This is a genomic window from Caballeronia insecticola (assembly GCF_000402035.1).
GTDB lineage: Bacteria > Pseudomonadota > Gammaproteobacteria > Burkholderiales > Burkholderiaceae > Caballeronia > Caballeronia insecticola.
In genome coordinates this window covers 242043-260604 of the sequence record NC_021289.1, presented here as the reverse complement: position 1 = coordinate 260604, position 18562 = coordinate 242043, and the positions used below count along the sequence as shown (strand labels likewise).

At 63.4% G+C, this 18562-nt stretch carries 17 protein-coding genes; 7 read left to right on the top strand and 10 right to left on the bottom strand.

From position 1 onward, the window contains the following. Window positions 1-485: 485 nt before the first annotated feature. The 3 genes from BRPE64_RS25815 to BRPE64_RS25805 form a co-directional block, all read right to left on the bottom strand. The gene (locus BRPE64_RS25815) at window positions 486-1553 is read right to left on the bottom strand and encodes a M14 family metallopeptidase (protein ID WP_016347889.1); all 1068 of its coding nucleotides are present in this window, start codon (window positions 1551-1553) and stop codon (window positions 486-488) included. A gap of 9 nt (window positions 1554-1562) precedes the next feature. After that, window positions 1563-2756, bottom strand: coding sequence for a M20 aminoacylase family protein (locus BRPE64_RS25810; RefSeq protein ID WP_016347888.1), 1194 nt, complete (start codon window positions 2754-2756; stop codon window positions 1563-1565). A 116-nt stretch (window positions 2757-2872) separates the two neighbouring features. Further along, window positions 2873-3769: a LysR substrate-binding domain-containing protein gene (locus BRPE64_RS25805; protein WP_016347887.1), complete on the bottom strand. Its 897-nt coding sequence runs from the start codon at window positions 3767-3769 to the stop codon at window positions 2873-2875. Between the two features lie 206 nt (window positions 3770-3975). On the opposite strand from BRPE64_RS25805, the gene BRPE64_RS25800 reads away from it, so the two are divergent. The 7 genes from BRPE64_RS25800 to BRPE64_RS25775 all read left to right on the top strand — a co-directional run bounded on the left by BRPE64_RS25800 (window position 3976) and on the right by BRPE64_RS25775 (window position 13043). Beyond that, window positions 3976-5292 carry an MFS transporter gene (locus BRPE64_RS25800; RefSeq protein WP_044043289.1) on the top strand — a complete coding sequence of 439 codons (1317 nt, stop codon included), beginning with the start codon at window positions 3976-3978 and terminating at the stop codon, window positions 5290-5292. Window positions 5293-5862: 570 nt separating this feature from the next. Next, window positions 5863-6444, top strand: coding sequence for a (2Fe-2S)-binding protein (locus BRPE64_RS25795; protein ID WP_016347885.1), 582 nt, complete (start codon window positions 5863-5865; stop codon window positions 6442-6444). Between the two features lie 10 nt (window positions 6445-6454). Then, the gene (locus tag BRPE64_RS25790; protein ID WP_016347884.1) at window positions 6455-7459 is read left to right on the top strand and encodes an FAD binding domain-containing protein; all 1005 of its coding nucleotides are present in this window, start codon (window positions 6455-6457) and stop codon (window positions 7457-7459) included. 20 nt (window positions 7460-7479) lie between these two features. Next, complete coding sequence (locus BRPE64_RS25785; protein ID WP_016347883.1) at window positions 7480-9708, top strand: xanthine dehydrogenase family protein molybdopterin-binding subunit; 2229 nt, start codon at window positions 7480-7482, stop codon at window positions 9706-9708. Window positions 9709-10034: 326 nt separating this feature from the next. Next, window positions 10035-10325 (top strand): nucleotidyltransferase family protein, encoded by a 291-nt coding sequence (locus BRPE64_RS32475; RefSeq protein ID WP_084675861.1) that lies wholly within the window; start codon window positions 10035-10037, stop codon window positions 10323-10325. Further along, window positions 10322-10702 carry a HepT-like ribonuclease domain-containing protein gene (locus tag BRPE64_RS25780; protein ID WP_016347881.1) on the top strand — a complete coding sequence of 127 codons (381 nt, stop codon included), beginning with the start codon at window positions 10322-10324 and terminating at the stop codon, window positions 10700-10702. The genes BRPE64_RS32475 and BRPE64_RS25780 overlap by 4 nt, the downstream gene beginning before the upstream one ends. 163 nt (window positions 10703-10865) lie before the next feature. After that, window positions 10866-13043, top strand: coding sequence for a malate synthase G (locus tag BRPE64_RS25775; RefSeq protein ID WP_016347880.1), 2178 nt, complete (start codon window positions 10866-10868; stop codon window positions 13041-13043). Window positions 13044-13086: 43 nt separating this feature from the next. Here the strand turns inward: BRPE64_RS25775 and BRPE64_RS25770 are convergent, their stop codons facing one another. From BRPE64_RS25770 to BRPE64_RS25740, 7 genes are all read right to left on the bottom strand, one after another. Then, entirely contained in the window at window positions 13087-13272 is a 186-nt protein-coding gene (locus BRPE64_RS25770; protein WP_016347879.1) for a 4-oxalocrotonate tautomerase, read from the bottom strand. Window positions 13273-13310: 38 nt separating this feature from the next. Continuing rightward, window positions 13311-14087 (bottom strand): class II aldolase/adducin family protein, encoded by a 777-nt coding sequence (locus BRPE64_RS25765; protein WP_016347878.1) that lies wholly within the window; start codon window positions 14085-14087, stop codon window positions 13311-13313. Next, complete coding sequence (locus tag BRPE64_RS25760) at window positions 14065-14985, bottom strand: urea transporter (RefSeq protein ID WP_016347877.1); 921 nt, start codon at window positions 14983-14985, stop codon at window positions 14065-14067. The genes BRPE64_RS25765 and BRPE64_RS25760 overlap by 23 nt, the downstream gene beginning before the upstream one ends. A 132-nt stretch (window positions 14986-15117) precedes the next feature. After that, entirely contained in the window at window positions 15118-15324 is a 207-nt protein-coding gene (locus tag BRPE64_RS25755; RefSeq protein ID WP_016347876.1) for a hypothetical protein, read from the bottom strand. A 124-nt stretch (window positions 15325-15448) separates the two neighbouring features. After that, complete coding sequence (locus BRPE64_RS25750) at window positions 15449-16588, bottom strand: iron-containing alcohol dehydrogenase (RefSeq protein WP_016347875.1); 1140 nt, start codon at window positions 16586-16588, stop codon at window positions 15449-15451. Between the two features lie 70 nt (window positions 16589-16658). After that, a complete protein-coding gene (locus BRPE64_RS25745; protein WP_016347874.1) occupies window positions 16659-17618 on the bottom strand; it encodes a GNAT family N-acetyltransferase in 960 nt (319 codons plus the stop codon). A gap of 50 nt (window positions 17619-17668) precedes the next feature. Further along, window positions 17669-18514 carry a formyltransferase family protein gene (locus BRPE64_RS25740; protein WP_016347873.1) on the bottom strand — a complete coding sequence of 282 codons (846 nt, stop codon included), beginning with the start codon at window positions 18512-18514 and terminating at the stop codon, window positions 17669-17671. Window positions 18515-18562 lie beyond the last annotated feature (48 nt).

The window sequence follows — 18562 nt, the reverse complement described above, 5'->3', positions numbered from 1 at the left end:
CGGCAAAGAAGATGACTGACGCTTTAATGCTCGCGATTGGATAGCGTCGCCAGATTCTTATGTGCTTGGCTTTACGAAGCAATATCGAACTGCAAAAAACTTAAGCGGGTTTGCAAAGATTGATTGAAAGGCGGGACTATTCAGACTGAACCCGCCGCTGCGGGAAGAGAACAGCGATCCAGGCCGTCAACTTCTGGGTTCACGTTGAGTGCCGAGGAATTCGTTGAGTCTGGCCGCGATTCTTGTGCGCCGTTCTGCGAGAAACGCCTTGTAGCGTTGCAGTTCGAGCAGTGCCGAGGAAGTGGGAATCGCCTGGGCTTCGAACGGCTCGGGGCCGGAAGCCGCAGACAATCGACAAGATCCTGAACCGAACCCTGACTTCGAACGGTCGCCGGATCCTGGTCGAAAATGGTCTTGCTCGAGCCGCGCGAAAAGCGGCCCTTTGCATTCGCGACGAGTGAAAGTTAAGGAGTGTCTGGCGCGGGCTACACGCCCCCTTCCCGCGACAAACCATAAACCCCCTGCAACACCGCCGCACGCGCCTGCCCGACGACCATCCCGCGCCACACATCGTCATCGATAAAAAAGGCTGCGCGAATCTGCTTGCGAATTGCGGTCTTGAGCGCATCCGGCGCGTCCGGATGATGCCGCACCCAGACATCCGCGCGCAGCATGTCGAGCATGTCGGTGAGCGGCACGGTGCCGTACTCGATCGCAATCGCCGCGTTCGCCGAATGCGGGCACGTCTGCCGCAGCGTATCGAGCAACGGCCCGGCGACATCCGCCGCGATCGACGTGCCATCCGACGGACTCGTCACGTCCGCGCCCCACCAGCGCCGCGCGCGCGGCACATCGCCCACGCAGATCTTCGCGCCGAAGCCGCTCGGCCCGAGTCCCGTATGAAAGTCGATCCAGCCGATCGCCGTGCAAGGCTCGCCGTATTCCGCAAGCAGCGCGCGCATCGTGCGTGTGCTCCACGCGGTTTCCGCGCCACCGTAGAACATGCCCTGCGCATGCGTGTATTGTCCGGTCGTCACCGCTTGCTGATACGCCCATTGACCGCGCGCATCGATATACGCGCGAATGGCCGCGACATTCGCATCGTCGGGCGGCCAGCTCGCGGGAATCAGCACGTCGTGCAATTCTGCATAGGCCAGGTTCTGCGGCAAGGGCTGGTCGAAGTCCACGCTGTTGCGGTTCAGATCGACGTTGCCTTCCGTCGTGCGGCTCAGATACGAAAAGCCGTACGGGTTGATCGCGTGAACCAGCAGCATCGCGACGCCGAGCTTGTCCAATTGCGCGGCAAGCGCTTCGTCGCGCAGCAACGCGATCTGCGCGCCCGAGCCGCAAAAGCCTTCGACGCCATGCGTCGCGGATGTGAGCACGAGCAGACGCTTCGCATCGGCGGGACCGATACGCACGACATCGGTCGCAAGCGTCTCGCCTTCGAGTCCCGTCACGCCGTTCAGCACGCGCGTATCGACGGCAAAAGCGCGCTCGGCGGCGGCGTCGAGAAAGTGCTGGCGCGCCTCGCGATAAGTCGATGAAAACATGTCGTCCCCTCAGGCGCGCGCGAGAAATTTTTCGACGAGCCGCACCCAGTACGTGGCGCCGAGCGGCAACAGTTCGTCGTTGAAATCGTAGCTGCTGTTGTGCAGCATGCACGGCCCGATGCCATGCCCATGCTCGCGATGCGCGCCCAGTCCGTTGCCGATATACCCATAGCAGCCCGGCCGCTCGAGCAGCATGTACGAGAAGTCTTCCGCGCCCATCGTCGGATCGACGTTCGTGTTCACCTTCGCCGCGCCGACGACATCCTGCATCACGCCCAGCGCGAAGTGCGTCTCGGCTTCGGTGTTCACCGTCGGCGGATAGTTGCGCACGAAACTGACTTCGGCCTTGCAGCGATACGCCGCCGCCGTCGCCGCGACGATCTCCTTCATGCGCGTCTCGATCAGATCGAGCACATCGACGGAAAACGTGCGCACCGTGCCGCCGAGTGTGGCGGTCGTCGGAATCGCGTTGACGGCGTGGCCCGCCTGCATCTGCGTGATGGAAAGCACGGCGGCGTCGATCGGCCGCTTGTTGCGCGTCACGATGCTCTGCAAGCCCATGCCGATCTGCAACGCGGTGAACACCGGATCGACGCCATCGTGCGGAATCGCGGCATGCGCGCCCACGCCTTCGATACGTATCTCGAACTCGTTGCTCGATGCCTGCGTCGCCCCGACGCGCGCGCCGAATTCGCCCGCCGGCATGCCCGGCCAGTTGTGCAGCGCGAACACGGCATCGACGGGAAAGCGCTCGAACAAGCCGTCTTCGATCATCGCCTTCGCGCCGCCGCCGCCCTCTTCCGCGGGCTGAAAGATGAAGACGATCGTGCCGTCGAAGTCGCGATGCTTCGCGAGATATTGCGCGGCGCCGAGCAGCATCGCGGTGTGGCCGTCGTGGCCGCATGCGTGCATCTTGTTCTCGTGACGCGATGCATGCGCGAAGGTGTTCAGTTCGGGAATCGGCAGCGCATCCATGTCGGCGCGCAGACCGATCGCGCGCGTACTCGTGCCTTTTTTCAGCACGCCGACGACGCCCGTCTTGCCAAGCCCGCACGTCACTTCGATATCCCATTCTTCGAGCTTTCGCGCGACCAGTTCGGCGGTGCGCGCTTCTTCGTAGCGAAGTTCGGGATGGGCGTGGATATCGCGGCGAATGGCCTGAATCTCGTCGTGCGACCGAGCAATCTCGGGAATGATCGACATGCTTTCCTCGATGTGAATAGTGAATAGACCGGAAGCATTGTCGATGGCCGGAATTCACAGGGAAAGCTGATATTTCTTGTCCGTGACTTAAGGAAACGTTAAGGGACGCCCGAGCTTTATGGCTTGCGCGGCGTTGCGATCTCGTGCGAGCGCACGCGGATTCGTTCCTGCACGACACGCATCACCGCATGGCGATCGTGAATCTTGCGCTCGAGCATGCCGACCACGCGCCGCGGCGTGTTCTTCGCGAGCGGCAGCACGCGCAGCGCCGGATCGCTCGCCCACGAACCGTATTCGAGCAAGGGCACGACGGACACGCCCGCGTCCTGCCGCACGAGTTCGACGATCACTTCAAGCGAGTTCAGTTCGAGAAACTCGTTCACCGCGAGCCGGTTGTGCTTCAGTGCCCGCTCGATCAACGCGCCGGTGCGCTGCGCGCGATCGAAGCGCAGAAACGGACGGCTCGCGAGCATCTCGGCGGCGCTCGCGGGCGCGCTGCGCGGCGAGCCGATCGCGACCAGCGGTTCCGAATAAAGCTCGGTCCAGTTGAGGCTCGCGGGCGTCTTGCCCGCCATTTCGACGATCACCGCCGCATCGATTTCGCCCGCCTCGACCTGCGGCGCGAGCGCGAGCGCCTTGCCCGTGAAGAGGCGCACATCGAGCCGAGGGTACTGACCTTTCAACTCCGTGACGACGGACGCGAGCGCGCCCATCGCCGAATCGACCGCACCGATGGCAACCGAGCCGGCGATCTCGTCGTCGAGGCCGGTGAGCCGCATGCTGTCGTACAGCGCGACGATGCGCTCCGCCTGCGGCAACACCTGCTTGCCGATGCTCGTCAGCCGGTTGGTGCGGCCGACGCGGTCGAACAGCGGGCGCTTCAGGTCGTCTTCGAGCGATTGCATTTGCATGCTGACGGCGGCTTGCGTCAGCGCGACCTTCTCGGCCGCCGCCGCGAACGACCCATAACGCGCGACGGCGATGAACGTGCGCAGGAAGCGAATATTGCTCATAGGCCTAGGGACAAACCCGATCGTTCAATCAGGTTTCCTTGAGTGTCAGTTCAGAAATTCTATATTTTCTTATTTCAACTCGGCGTAATGTTTGCGTGTTGCAGAGGCTTGCGCGCTCGCGCGAAGCAAGCCGTAAATAAGCGGATGTCGTCGCACAAAACAGTCTGGCACTTACCTAATCGCCCCACGCCCACGGAGTGCAATCGATGAGCACCGTACTACCTGCATCGCATGCGGCCGACCAGAATGCCGCAATCAACATGTCCGGCCGGCGGGCCATTGTCGTATCGACCATCGGCAATGCGCTCGAATGGTTCGACTTCATGGTCTACGGCTTCTTCGCGGTCATCATCGCGAAGCTGTATTTTCCCGCGACGAATCCGACCATCTCGCTGCTCGCGACCTGGGCCACGTTCGGCGTCGGCTTTCTGACGCGGCCGCTCGGCGGCATCGTGCTCGGCGCGGTCGCCGATCGCGTCGGGCGCAAGTCGGCGCTCACGCTGACGATCTCGCTGATGGCGGTCGGCATCGCGATCATCGCGTTCGCGCCGACCTATGCGGCAATCGGTATCGCCGCGCCCTTGCTGATGCTGCTCGGCCGGCTGATCCAGGGCTTCTCGGCGGGCGGCGAAGTCGGCTGCGCGACGGCGTTTCTCGTCGAATATGCGCCCGCCAACAAGCGCGGCTACTTCGGCAGCTTCCAGATGGTCGCGCAGGCCGCGGCGAGTCTCACGGGCTCGTTCTTCGGCGCGGTGCTCACGCGCACGCTGAGCCCCGAGCATCTGAATAGCTGGGGCTGGCGCATTCCGTTCGTGGTCGGTCTGCTGATCGTTCCGGTCGGTCTCTATCTGCGCTCGAAGCTGGATGAATCGCCGGTGTTCGTCGAAAAGGCGCAGAAGAACGAACTGAGCGCGAGCCCGATCCGCGACACGGCCACGAAGCACTGGATGCCCGTGCTCGCGGGCTTCGGCCTCACGGTGTTCGGCACCATCGGCACGTATATCTTCCTGCTGTATCTGCCGACGCACGCCACGCGCGTGCTGCACATGGCGCTCACAGACGGCCTCATCAGCTCGACGATCGGCGCGCTCGTGTATCTGGTCTGCTGCCCGTTCTTCGGCCGCCTGTCTGACCGCGTCGGCCGCAAGAAGCTGATGGCCACTGCGCTCACGCTTTCGCTCGTCACCGCCTATCCGATTTTCGCGGTGCTGACGGCGCATCCGAGCCTGCCCATGCTGATCGTCTGCCAGGCGCTGCTCATGACTTACCTCGGCATCTTCCAGGGCTGCTATCCTGCGTTCATTTCCGAGCTGCTTCCGTCGAGCGTGCGTTCGACGGGCATCTCGGTCAGCTACAACGTCGCGGTGATGATCTTCGGCGGCTTCGCACCGGCCATCGTGCAATGGCTCACGATGACCACGGGCGACCCGCTGTCGATCTGCTATTACGTGATTTTCGGCAGCGCGGTTGCGCTTCTCACGATTTTCCCGCTGCGCGATCGCTATAGCGAGGCGCTGCGATGAGTACTACATTGAGCCCGCTGCATCGCGCTCGCCCGAGGAAGGAATACGGCCGGTCCGCACGGAAGACGGGCGCGCTTAAGTCTGATTTAAGAAAGCGCGCTTAGCCTGAAGGCTGACCGATCCACCCCTCCTTCCGGCCGCGCAAGCGGCCATTTTTTTGGAGACGCGATGCAGATGATTCTGCGCTTGATCCTGATCCTCGTGGCGCTCGTCGCCTTCACGACAGTCGGCGTATTCCTGCTCTACCTCTTCGCACATACAGTGCTCACGCACTGATATCGGTCACGCATCCGCCGTAGGCATGCTTCATGCGAACGCGCTTTCCATGGTGCGCGGGCGCGTCTGAGCTTTCAGGCGGGAAAGTTTCGCGTCCGCTGCCTATACTGGCTTGAGAGTCGTTCTTCGCCGCGTCGTCGGCGTCCGGAAGTCCTGCGCGCGACGTGCAAACCTTCCGCTTATCCCTGCGCCACCGGCGCCCGACACGCTTCGCCGCATCTTCGCCTCTCTCACCTGCTGCCGGCTTCCTGCCGCGTCAGTGCAGCTTTTTGCGCTATTCCAGGAGATTGCCCGATGCCACAACGTCCTGTCCCCCAATCAAAAATCACGCACGCCGATACACCGAACGAAACCGGGCGCGCCGCATCGCTCGCGCCGACGCCCCCCGCAGTCGATGGCGCGAACATGTCGTTTTCGCTCACCGTCAACGGGCGCAGCCATACGCTGTCGCTCGATCCGCGCACCACGCTGCTCGATGCGTTACGCGAGCATCTGCATCTCACCGGCACGAAGAAAGGCTGCGATCACGGCCAGTGCGGCGCGTGCACCGTCCATGTGAACGGCCGCCGCGTGAACTCGTGCCTCTGCTTCGCCGCCGCATGCGATGGCGACACGGTCACGACCATCGAAGGCATCGGCGAAGTGGAAGCAATGCATCCGCTACAGGCCGCGTTCGTCGAATGCGACGGCTATCAGTGCGGCTACTGCACGGCCGGTCAGTTGATGTCGGCGGTCGCGCTGCTCGATGAACCCATCGGCACCAGCGATGAAGACGTGCGCGAAGCGATGAGCGGCAATCTCTGCCGCTGCGGCGCGTATCAGAACATCGTCACGGCGATTCAGACGGTGCGCGCCAGCAAGCCGTCGGCCAAATAAGGAGCGCGCCATGGACATGTTCCAACTCTCCCGCGCGCGCGACATGCGCGACGCGATCAATGCGGGCGCGCTCGCCCATACCGCGCAACAGGGCGCCGAAGTGCGCTTTCTCGCGGGCGGCACGACGCTGCTCGATCTGATGAAGCTCAACGTCGAGCGGCCGATGCGCGTCATCGACATCAGCCGTCTGCCGCTCGCTGCAATCGAGGAGACGTCCGACGGCGGCATGAGCATCGGTGCGACTTCGCGCAATTCGGATCTGGCGCACCATCCGCTGATTCGCGAGCGTTACGCGGTGCTGTCGCAGGCGGTGCTCGCGGGCGCATCCGTGCAATTGCGCAATATGGCGACGACCGGCGGCAATCTCTTGCAGCGCACGCGTTGCGTGTATTTCCGCGACACGGCGTCGCCCTGCAACAAGCGCGAACCGGGCAGCGGCTGCTCCGCGATTCAGGGCTTTAACCGCATGATGGCGATTCTCGGCACGAGCGAATCGTGCATTGCGAGCAATCCGTCCGACATGTGCGTGGCGCTTCAGGCGCTGGAAGCGACGATTCACGTCGAAGGCACCGGCGGCAAGCGCGCGATTCCGATCGACGAATTCTTCCTGCTGCCGGGCACGACGCCCGATCGCGAGAACGTGCTCGATGCGGGCGATCTCGTCACGCACGTCACGCTGCCGCCGCCGGTTGAGGGCGCGCGTTCCGCGTATCTCAAGCTGCGCGACCGCGCGTCGTACGAGTTCGCGCTTGCGTCTGCGGGTGTGGTGATCGCGGTGAAGGACGGCCGCATCGCGCATGCGCGCGTGGGTCTCGGCGGTCTCGGGACGAAGCCGTGGCGCTCGCGCGAGGCGGAAAAGGAATTGCAGGACGCCGCCCCCGACGAAGCCACCTTCAGGCGCGCCGCCGATGCCGCACTCGCCGATGCGAAGCCGCAAAGCGAGAACGGCTTCAAGATCGAACTGGCGAAGCGGTGCATCGTGCATACGCTCAAGACGGCCACGCAAACTTCCTGACCGAGACCGAGGAACCGAACATGTCCACTGCGCCCGACATCACGCAGTCCTTCATTGGACGGCCCCAGTCGCGCATCGACGGACCGCTGAAGGTCTGCGGCCGCGCGACTTACACTTCCGACGTCGATCTGCCCGGCATGCTGTACGCCGTGCCGGTCGGCGCGACTATCGCGAGCGGCAAGATCATGTCGCTCGAATTCGCCGCCGCGCAAGCCATGCCCGGCGTGCAGCTGATTCTGCATCGCGGCAATATCGGCCGCTTCTATCGCCTGGCCGGCAATTCGATCGATACCGGCTTCGTCGATGAAAACCGTCCGCCGTTCGAAGACGACATCGTGCGCTATTACGGGCAGTATGTGGCGCTCGTCGTGGCCGATACGTTCGAGACGGCGAGTGCGGCGGCGGCCGCCATCAAGGTCGGCTACGACAAGACGCCGCACGATGTCAGCGCGACGCTCGAGTCCGACCAGAAACTCGACGTGCATAGCGAACGCGGCGACCCCGACGGCGCCTTCGACGGCGCGCCCGTGAAGATCGACGAGACGTATGTGACGCCCGTCGAGACGCACAATCCTATCGAACTGCACGCGACCATCGCGCACTGGAATGGCGAGAGCTACACGTTCTACGAGACGAGCCAGGCTGTGGCCAATCATCAGGGCAGCCTGATGCAGATGATGGGCCTGCCGAAAGACAAGGTGCGCGTGATCTCGCGCTATCTCGGTTCCGGCTTCGGCGGCAAGCTGTGGATGTGGCCGCATTCGCTGCTCGCCGCCGCCGCGACGCGGCAGACCGAGCGGCCCGTGAAGCTCGTGCTTTCGCGCAAGATGATGTTTCAGAACGTCGGGCATCGGCCGACCACACAGCAACGCCTGCGGCTCGCGGCGACGCCGGACGGCAAGCTCGTTTCCCTACAACACGACTTCGTGAATCACGCCGCGCTCGGCGACGACTACACGGAAGACTGCGGCGAAGCCACGCCTTCGATGTACAGCACGCCCAATCTTCGCGTGACGGGCGGCACGGTCAAGCGTAACGTCGGTTCGCCCACGTCGATGCGCGGACCCGGCGCCGTGCCCGGCCTGTTCGCGCTCGAATCGGCGATGGACGAGCTTGCCATCGCGTTGAAGATGGACCCGGTCGAGTTGCGGCTGCGCAATGAGCCGAGCGTCGATGAAAGCAGCGGCTTGCCGTTTTCGTCGCGGCACTTCGTCGAATGCCTGAAGACGGGCGCGGAGAAATTCGGCTGGAGCAAGCGCACGCCGGAAGTCGGCTCGATGAAGCGCGACGGGCTCACGCTCGGCTGGGGCGTTGGCGCATGCAGCTGGCCGGGCCTGCGCTTTTCGGCGGACGCGACCGTCGATCTGCGCGCCGACGGCACGGCGCGCGTTGCGTGCGGCACGCAGGATATCGGCACGGGCACGTACACGATCCTCGCGCAGCTCGTCGCGGAGCACACCGGTATTCCGCTCGACAAGATCGAAGTCGGACTCGGCGATACGGCGTTGCCGCTCGGCCCCGTATCGGGCGGATCGGCGGCGACGGCGTCGGTGATTCCGGCGGTATCGGATGCGGTGCGCGGCGCCATCAAGACGCTGCTCGCGCGCGCGGTGAAGGCGGAGGGCTTGCCTTTCGCGGGCGCTCGCGCGGAAGAACTCGCGATGAGCGGCGGCCATGTGCATCGCAAGAACGAGCGGCCGGAGAACGGCGTGCCGTTTGCGCGCATTCTCGAAGCGGCGAAGCTGCATGCCGCGTCGGGCAGCGGCAGCGCGAAAGGCGGCTTCGACGATCCTCTGAAGAAGAAGTGGTCGATTCACTCGTACGGTGCGCACTTCGCCGAAGTGACGTGGGATCCCGCGACGGCGCGTCTGCGCGTGAGCCGCGTCGTGACCGTGATCGATGCCGGCAAGATCCTGAATCCGCGCGCGGGACGTAATCAGATCGAGGGCGCGGTGGTGATGGGCGTCGGCATGGCGCTCTTCGAGCATACCGTGTACGACGAGCGGAGCGGCGCGCCGGTGAACAGCAGCCTCGCGGATTACGTGGTCGCGACCAACGCCGATACGCCGAAGATGGACGTCACGTTCCTCGACTATCCCGATACGGTGTTCAACGAACTCGGCGCGCGGGGCATTGCGGAGATCGGGCTCGCGGGCATCGCGTCGGCAATCACCGGGGCGGTTTATCACGCGACGGGCGTGCGTGTGAGGAAGCTGCCGGTGATGATCGAGGATTTGTTGAAGGCTTGATTTGCGGGGTTTGGGCCCGGTCTTTCGTGCGCGGTATGACGCGGAAGCCGGGTTTGAATGCTATCGGTTCGTACCTTCAGAATTGCGTGATAGTCCAGTATCGATCTTAATTTTTATTTCGCATTCCGAATTATTTAAGTTGAGACGGCGACCTCTACGAAACCAGCTCGATACACCGAAACGAATGACCGTATCCTCAACTGAATGCGCGCCTCCGAGGCCTTGGCGGCGCCGCTATACTAGTCTAGACTGCATGTGCTTTTTCCTCTGAGCAAATGCACACAGAATAATCGTTGACCGAAAGCGGGCCGACTACTCAAACAGCCATGAAACCTTCGATCGCATTAGAAGCTCATCGTGACGAGATTCGTCGCATCGTCGAAGCGCACCACGCAGTGAATGCGCGCGTCTTCGGTTCCGTCGCTCGCGGAGAAGATACGGAAGACAGTGATCTGGATTTGCTCATCGATCCAACGCCGGAGACAACACTCTTTGATCTGGGGGCCATCCGGCACAAGCTTCGAGCGCTGCTCGGCGTTCCTGTGGACGTGCTCACTTCGGGCGCGATTCCTGATCGCAGGCGCGATGCCATTCTCGGAGGAGCTCTTCCGGTATGAGTCGCGACGCGCTGGTTCTTGCCGACTATCTCGGACACATCGGTACAGCGATTGAACGCATCCTGCGTTACACGGAAGGGCTGGATCAGTTGGCCTTTCTGAATAACGAAATGGCCCAAGACGCGGTCATCCGCAACTTCGAAATCATCGGAGAAGCCAGCAAGAACGTTGGCAGGTATTTTCCGGATTTTGCGGCAGCGCATTCGGACGTCGATTTCTCTTCCGCTTATGAAATGCGCAACGTCCTTGCGCACGGCTATCACCAGGTCGAACCCGAAATCGTCTGGAAAACGGTCGTCGAAATTCTTCCCGCCTTTTACCGCCAGATTCAAACGCTCCTTGCGAGCTTGGACGAGGGAAACACCGCGCCGCGCTGAACGAAGTCGCCTTCCCCGCTGATTGCCGCCCGCCGCTTCCCCCGCCCTTCGGGCACGCCGCTTGCATTTCTGCCCCACTTCGTTCCTCCCCCAAGACGCGCTACCATAGGGCCCAGCCCACCCCAAAACCCTTTGCATAGCAGCAAACTCAGCCGGAGTGCCCATGAACGACATGATCAAACAACACGGCCTGCAGGTCGACGCGAGTCTGGCGAAGTTCGTCGATGATGAAGCCATCCCCGGCACGGGCGTCGACAGTGCGTCCTTCTGGAAGGGATTCGATGCGCTGGTGCACGACCTCGCGCCGAAGAACCGCGCGCTGCTGGCCGAGCGCGACCGTCTTCAGTCGGAGCTCGACAACTGGCATCGTAGCAATCCGGGTCCGGTGCGCGATCTGCGTGCCTATCGCAAGTTTCTGGACGAGATCGGCTATATCGTGCCCGCGCCCGCGCATGTGCAGGCGAGCACCGCCAACGTCGATCGCGAAATCGCCGAGCAGGCCGGGCCGCAACTCGTCGTGCCGCTCTCCAATCTGCGCTATGCGCTGAACGCCGCCAACGCGCGCTGGGGCAGCCTCTACGACGCGCTCTACGGCACCGACGCCATCGACGACAAAGACGGCTCCGGCCGCACCGCCGAATTCAATCCGAAGCGCGGCGCGAAAGTGATCGCCTACGCGCGCGCCTTCCTCGACGACAACGCGCCGCTCGCACACGGCTCGCACGCCGATGCCACGAAATACGCGGTCGAACAGGGCAAGCTCGTCGTCACGTTGAAAGACGGCGGCAAGAGCGGCCTCGAGAACGCCGAGCAATTCGCCGGCTACCAAGGCGATGCGAAAGAGCCGTCCGCCATTCTGCTCAAGCACAACGACCTGCACTTCGAGATCCAGATCGACGCCAGCCATCCGATCGGCAAGACGGACGGCGCGCATGTGAAGGACCTGCTGATGGAAGCGGCGGTGAGCACGATCATCGACTGCGAAGACTCGGTCGCAGCCGTCGATGCCGCCGACAAAACGCAGCTCTATCGCAACTGGCTCGGTCTGATGCAAGGTCATCTGTCGGAACAGGTGACCAAGAACGGCAAGAGCTTCACGCGCAGCATGAACGCGGATCGCGAATACACCGCGCCCGGCGGCTCGACCATCAAGCTGCACGGACGTTCGCTCCTGTTCATTCGCAACGTCGGCCATCTGATGACGAATCCCGCCGTGCTCGATCGCGACGGCCAGGAGATTCCCGAAGGCATCCTCGACGCAGTCATGACCACGCTCGGCGCCATGCACGACCTCAAGAACAAGATGAACTCGCGTACGGGTTCCATCTATATCGTGAAGCCGAAGATGCACGGTCCCGCCGAAGTCGCGTTCGCGGACGAGCTTTTCTCGCGCGTCGAAGACCTGCTCGGCCTGCCGCGTCATACGATCAAGATGGGCATCATGGACGAGGAGCGCCGCACGAGCGTGAATCTGAAGGCGTGCATCGCGGCGGCGGGACCGCGCGTCGCGTTCATCAACACGGGTTTCCTCGATCGCACCGGCGACGAAATGCATTCGTCGATGGAAGCCGGCCCGATGATGCGCAAGGGCGACATGAAGTCGTCGAAGTGGATCAGCTCGTATGAGCGCAATAACGTGCTCGTCGGTCTGAACACCGGCTTGCGCGGGCGCGCGCAGATCGGCAAGGGCATGTGGGCCATGCCCGATCTCATGCACGCCATGCTCGAACAGAAGATCGCGCATCCGAAGGCCGGCGCGAACACGGCATGGGTGCCCTCGCCCACGGCGGCCACGTTGCACGCGCTGCACTATCACATGGTCGATGTGCAGCAGGTTCAGCAGGAACTCGAAAGCATCGATTACGAAAGCCAGAAGAACGAATTGCTCGACGGCCTGCTGACGATTCCCGTCGTGGATAAACCGAGCTGGTCGGAAGAGGACATCAAAAACGAAATCGAGAACAACGCGCAGGGCATTCTTGGTTATGTCGTGCGCTGGGTCGATCAGGGCGTCGGCTGCTCGAAGGTGCCGGACATTCACGATGTCGGCCTGATGGAAGATCGCGCCACGCTGCGCATTTCGAGCCAGCACATCGCGAACTGGATGCGTCACGGTATCGTGAAGGAAGAGCAGGTTCGCAAGACGCTGGAGCGCATGGCCGCCGTCGTCGACAAGCAGAACGAAGCCGATCCGACCTATACGCCGATGGCGCCCGCGTTCGACAGCTCGTTCGCGTTCAAGGCCGCGTGTGCGCTTGTGTTCGAAGGCCTCACGCAGCCGAGCGGCTATACGGAACCCTTGCTGCACAAGTTCCGTCTCGCCGTGAAGGAATCGATGTAACGCGTTCGCGCACATACGGCATGGCGCCGTATGTGCGCGCGCTTCACTGCTCCGACCAGAGCTTGCCCGCGGTCGCCCAGTTCTCGCGCTTCACATCCGTCAGGATGATGTCCACCGAGCCCGGCTCGCAGCCGAGCGTCTCGCACGTCGTGCGCGTGATCGCCTCGACGAACTTGCGCTTCTCCTCCGCCGTGCGGCCTTCGAAAAGCTGAATGTTGAATGTCGGCATGCCGTTGATCTCCTGTCGAGTTGAATTTAGTCGCGCGTTCAGTCGCGATAAGACGCATCGATGCGATCGAGCTTGCGCAACAGCGCAGGCCATTCGAGCGCGCCTTCAACAGCGTCGTCATCGTGCAATTGCGCCGCAGTGCGCGTGACGACGTCCGGCGTCGGCACGATCATCTTGCTCACGCCCGCGAGCGCGCGAAGCTGAATATCGCATGCCTTGACGAGCATATCCATCAGCACGTAAGCCTCGGCGATCGTGCGCCCGAGCGTGAGCGGACCGTGGTTGCGCAAGAGCATCGCGCGATGCGCGCCGAGGCTGTGCACCAGCCGCTCGCCTTCCGCGCGTGAGAACGCGAGGCCTTCGTAATCGTGATACGCGAGATGGCCGTGAAAGCGCATCGCGTGCTGCGAGCCGGGCAGCAAACCGTGCGGCTGCGCCGATACGGCGATCGCCTCGCGTACATGCAGATGCATCACGCACGCGGCATCGTCACGTGCGGCGTGCACCGCCGCATGCAAGGCGAAGCCGGTTGCGTTGACCGGATGCGCGCTCTCGCCGATCACATTGCCGTCGATGTCGATCTTCACGAGATTCGACGCCGTGACTTCATCGAACGAAAGCCCGAACGGATTGATCAGAAAGCGCCCCGGCTCGTCCGGCACGCTCGCGGAAATGTGCGTGTACACGACATCGTCCCAGCCGTTGAGCGCGACCAGGCGATAGGCCGCGGCAAGATCGACGCGCGTGGCCTGCTCGGCCGCCGAGCGCGGCCCGCTCTCCGCGATCCGGCGCTCAGGCGTGTGGGTGAACGACATGCGATTCTCCTTGTTTCGATGCGCCCGATGCGCCCGACATGCGCCGCCGGACGACGATCATCGCCCACGAGGCCAGCACGAAGGGCGCGGTCAGCGCGGCAATGCCCAGACAATCCATCAAGCGTTCGATCAAAACGGCCGCGACGATGCCAGCCAGCGCATAACGCCTGCCGAGCGGCGCGCACGCCAGCGCGGCAAGCGCCGCGTTGAAACCGCACGCGCCCGAGAGCACGACGACATCGCTCGCGCCGCCCAGACCGTGCAAGGTCGCGCCGAGCGCGCTGCCGGCGAGCGCCCAGCCCGCCTGCGATGGCCGCGACGCGAACAAGCCGAGCGCAATCAGCCCGCCCGCGAGCGCGCCGGTCGCGAAGGTGATCGGCGCGAGGCCCGCGAACGCGGCCTGCAGCATCGCCACGATGCCGGCGGCGACCGGCGGAATCGCGCCCGTGTCGCCGCGATCGGCGAACAGCGGCAGCCAGCACCAGGTCACGATGATCGCCGGGCTGGAAAACGTCGGCAATGCATGGCGCGCGAGCACGCGCATGAGTTTGTGGGCGAGGAAGGTCGCGCCCATCGCCGCGACGATCGCGACAGCGGCAGCCTGCGATGTATCGCCGATGAACGCGAACGCCGCGAGCGCGGCAAGCGCGCCGTTGAAGCCGTAGAGGTCGTCGCGGAAGGCGGGGGCGTCGGCATCGTCGAGGATGACGCTGATGACATTGCCCGTCAGCGTGCCGATCAGCAAACCGCACGCGAGACGCGGGCTTGCCGCGAGCACGGCGAGAAACAGCAGCGCGCCGGTGGCGGCGTTGCGCTGGAGCACGATCTGGCCGATCGCGCGGGCGAAGCTGCGGATCTGATAGCCGAGAGCGGCGTCGGAATGGAGAGCGGAAGACATGCTGGGCAACGGCGGCTTGGGAAGCCGCCAGCATAAAGCAGCCTGCGCGCGCCGTGCGGCGTCGGGCCGAATAACCTTTATGCGCCCGGAAGGAAAGCGCGCGGCGAAGTGTCCGCGCTTGAGACTCTATGCTTAGTTGAACGCCATCGGAACGAGCGGCGTGGGTTCGCCCATACCCGGATTAGCCAGCGACAGTTCCGAACTCATGCGCACCATTTCCGTGACGTTTTCGCGGAAATTGGGGTGCTTTTCCCAGGTGATGTAGCTCGCGTCCACAACGGCGGACAGCGTGAGCAGGGCAAAGGCGACTTTTTCGATGACTTCGTAACGGCGACGCATGATCTAATCCTCAAACTTTGCGGCATTGTAACAGACTTAAGGGTTTTCCCCTAGTTTCGTGTTGCAATGCCGCAAATCGCCTGCCGTTACTGGCGTTGCGCTCCGGCCCCGATTCGGAACGGATTTACATGGACGCCTCCAGCATCGCCTCGTAGTCCGCGCTCGACGCCTCGCGCGGATTCGTCTTATGACTGTGATCCTTAAGCGCTCCCGCGACGATGCGCGGAAACAGCTCGCGCGTCACGCCGAGTTCCGCGAGACCACGCGGCAAGCCCAGCGTCGCGGTCATCGCGCGCACGGCGAGGCCGACGTCATCGCCGGATTCCAGGCCCATCGCCTGCGCGAGACGTCCGAGTTTGTCCTCCTGCTGCATCGAAGGCGCGCTGGCGTTGAATGCGATCACCGCAGGCAAAAAGATGGCGTTGAGCGTGCCGTGATGCAGCTTCGGATTGATGCCGCCCAGCGAGTGGCTCAGGCTGTGCACGCAACCGAGGCCCTTCTGGAACGCGAGCGCGCCCTGCATCGACGCGCTCATCATGTTCAGGCGCGCGACGCGGTCGGAGCCGTCGCGCGTCGCGCCTTCGATGTGACGCCACGCACGCCACAGGCCGTCGAGCGCGATGCCGTCGGCGGGCGGATTGAACGCCGGCGCCATGAAGGTTTCGAGACAGTGCGCGATGGCGTCCATGCCGGTCGCGGCGGTGAGCATCGGCGGCAGGCCGAGCGTGAGTTCCGGATCGCAGATCGCGACCTTCGGCACGACATGCGGAGAAATTACGCCGACCTTGCGGCCATCGTCGAGAATCAGGATCGCACCGCGGCCGACTTCGCTGCCGGTGCCCGCGGTCGTCGGAATCGCGATCACAGGCGCGGTCTTCGCCGTGATACGCGCCAAGCCGCCCTCGATCACCGCGAAGCTTTGCAACGGGCCATCGTGAGTCGCGCAGACGGCGACGCCTTTCGCGAGATCGATCGACGAACCGCCGCCCACCGCGATCACGCCGTCGCACGCGTTCTCCTTGAACATGGCGACGGCGGCGCGCACGGCGGCTTCGTTCGGATTCGGCGGGGTCGCGTCGAACACGGGCACCGGCGCGGACGAGCCGAGCGCGTCGAGCACGGTATCGACGAGACCGGCCGCGCGAATGCCGGCATCGGTGACGATCAGCGGACGGCGAATGCCGATGCGTTCACATTCGCTTGCAAGCAGGCGCACTGCGCCGAAGTCGAATTGAATCTGCGTGATGTAGTTGATGAGGGCCATGTGACGAAGGGAAGGTTGTGGGCGGTGCCGCCAGTATAAGAGCCGCCCTGCTTTCCTTCTCCTTCGGCGCTCAGAAGCGGAAGTCGTTGAAGAACTTCTCGCGCTCCATGACCGTGAGCGCGGCGCGCTTGTGCGGGAAGTCGAATTCCTTGAGCGTGTAGAAGCCCATGCGATGCATGTAGGCAATGTGCCGCACATGATCGACGCGCGGTTCGCCGACGAGCCGTTCCGTGCGCGGATCGTCGATGAACATGTAGTGCAGCACGCCGCTCCACCACGCGCGCAACTTGCCCGCGCTCTGAAACTGCGCATCGCCGATCAGCAGATGCAGGCCGCGATCGAAGTCGCCCGCATCGTAGAACGGACCGAGACGGTCTTCCTTCGCCCAGTAGAACTCGAAGTAGCCGAAGGGCTTGTCGTCGAAATAGCCGATCATCGGATGCATGTGCGGGTCTTCGCGACGTTCCGCGAGATAGGCTGCATGCTCGGCGCGCGTGCCCCGTTGCTCCCAGAAGTGCGCGACACGATCGAGGTTCATCCAGTCGCTGAAGACTTGCGAGTCGGCGTCGGGGTCGGCCGTGCGCAGGCTGAACGTCATGTCGATCTGCGGGAAATGGCGCTCGTAGATCGTGCCTTTCACGTTCTTCGGTCTGACCGGATGCGTGACGCCATTGGTCTGCGCGAAGCTCAACAACGTCTCGCTCGATGCGGGCGCTTTGAGCCACGGCCGCGCGCTTTGCCAGAACGTCTTGCGCGATGTCGTCAAAAGCAAATGACCATCGCGATGCGCGACTTCATCGATCAGATTTTCGTGCTGCGCCTGAGCCGCGAACGCTTGCGCGCGATGCAGATCGTCCGGCGCATGTGGCAATGCAAGCGTCGCCGTGCGTCGCTCGGGTTCGTTGCAGTAGACATCGCATAACGCATCGAGCAGCGCGTCGGGCTTCATGCCGGCATGCCACGCAGGCAAAGCACGGTCGGGTTGATGCGCGGCGCTGGCCGCGACCTCGGGATCGAAACGAATGTTCATCGGTGAGTCTCCGGCATGTCTTTGACGTGTCTCGCGGGTGAAGGGAACGACTAGATCGCTTCCTTCGCAAAACTTTCGGCCATGGCCAGAAGTCCCCCTTCGAGCGCGGGAAACAAGCTGCGCTGAAAGTTGTTCCAGCGCAGCTCGAGAATGGTGTCGGCGGGATCGATGCTCGTGCCGAGCACATCGAAGATGACCTCTCCGGAATCGATCCCGTTATCGACGTAATGAAACGAAGCGCCAGTCCTGTCGATGAGCGGCGCAGGCTCCATGCGCATCGTGGTCCAGTCGGCGACGCGCTGGCCTCGCGCGCCATACAACGCATCGAGCGTCGCATACGCGCCGCGCCGTTCGAACGGCGAGCCCAGCCGCGTCACGCCCGGATGAATGTTCGCGATGCGCCGGTCGAACGCAGCGCCCGGCCGCACCAGTTCATCGAGAATCACAAGCAGGCCATCGAGCACAACGAAGTCGGCATCGAGCGCATGCAGCTTGTCGAGCAAGCGGCGCTCGAACGCGCTCTTCTGCGCGGCACGTTCGGCGACGGCATCTATCGGCAGCCGTCGATACGAAGATGGCACTGCATGCAGCAGACTCGTGACAGGCACGCCGTGCACCGTGAGTTCGGGCGGATGAATCCACTGTCCGCCCGGCTCGTAGCGAAAGCCGTATCCGGCGAGCTTCTCGCGATCTTTCGGTGAGCCTTCGTCATCGTCGTAGATCACGCCTTCGAGCGAATAGATGTCGCCGAGCGGCGAATCGCCCAGCCGTTCGACGAGATATTCGAGCGGCGACTTCATGTAGCGCCGCTCGCCCTTGTACTCGATATGCTGTCCCGCGCGATCCGCCGCCGCGTTGCGCAAGGACATGATGTAGACCAGTTTTGTCTTCGTCATTGAATCGTCTTCGATAAATGGGCGGCGCGCGAGACGCCGCCCGCGATC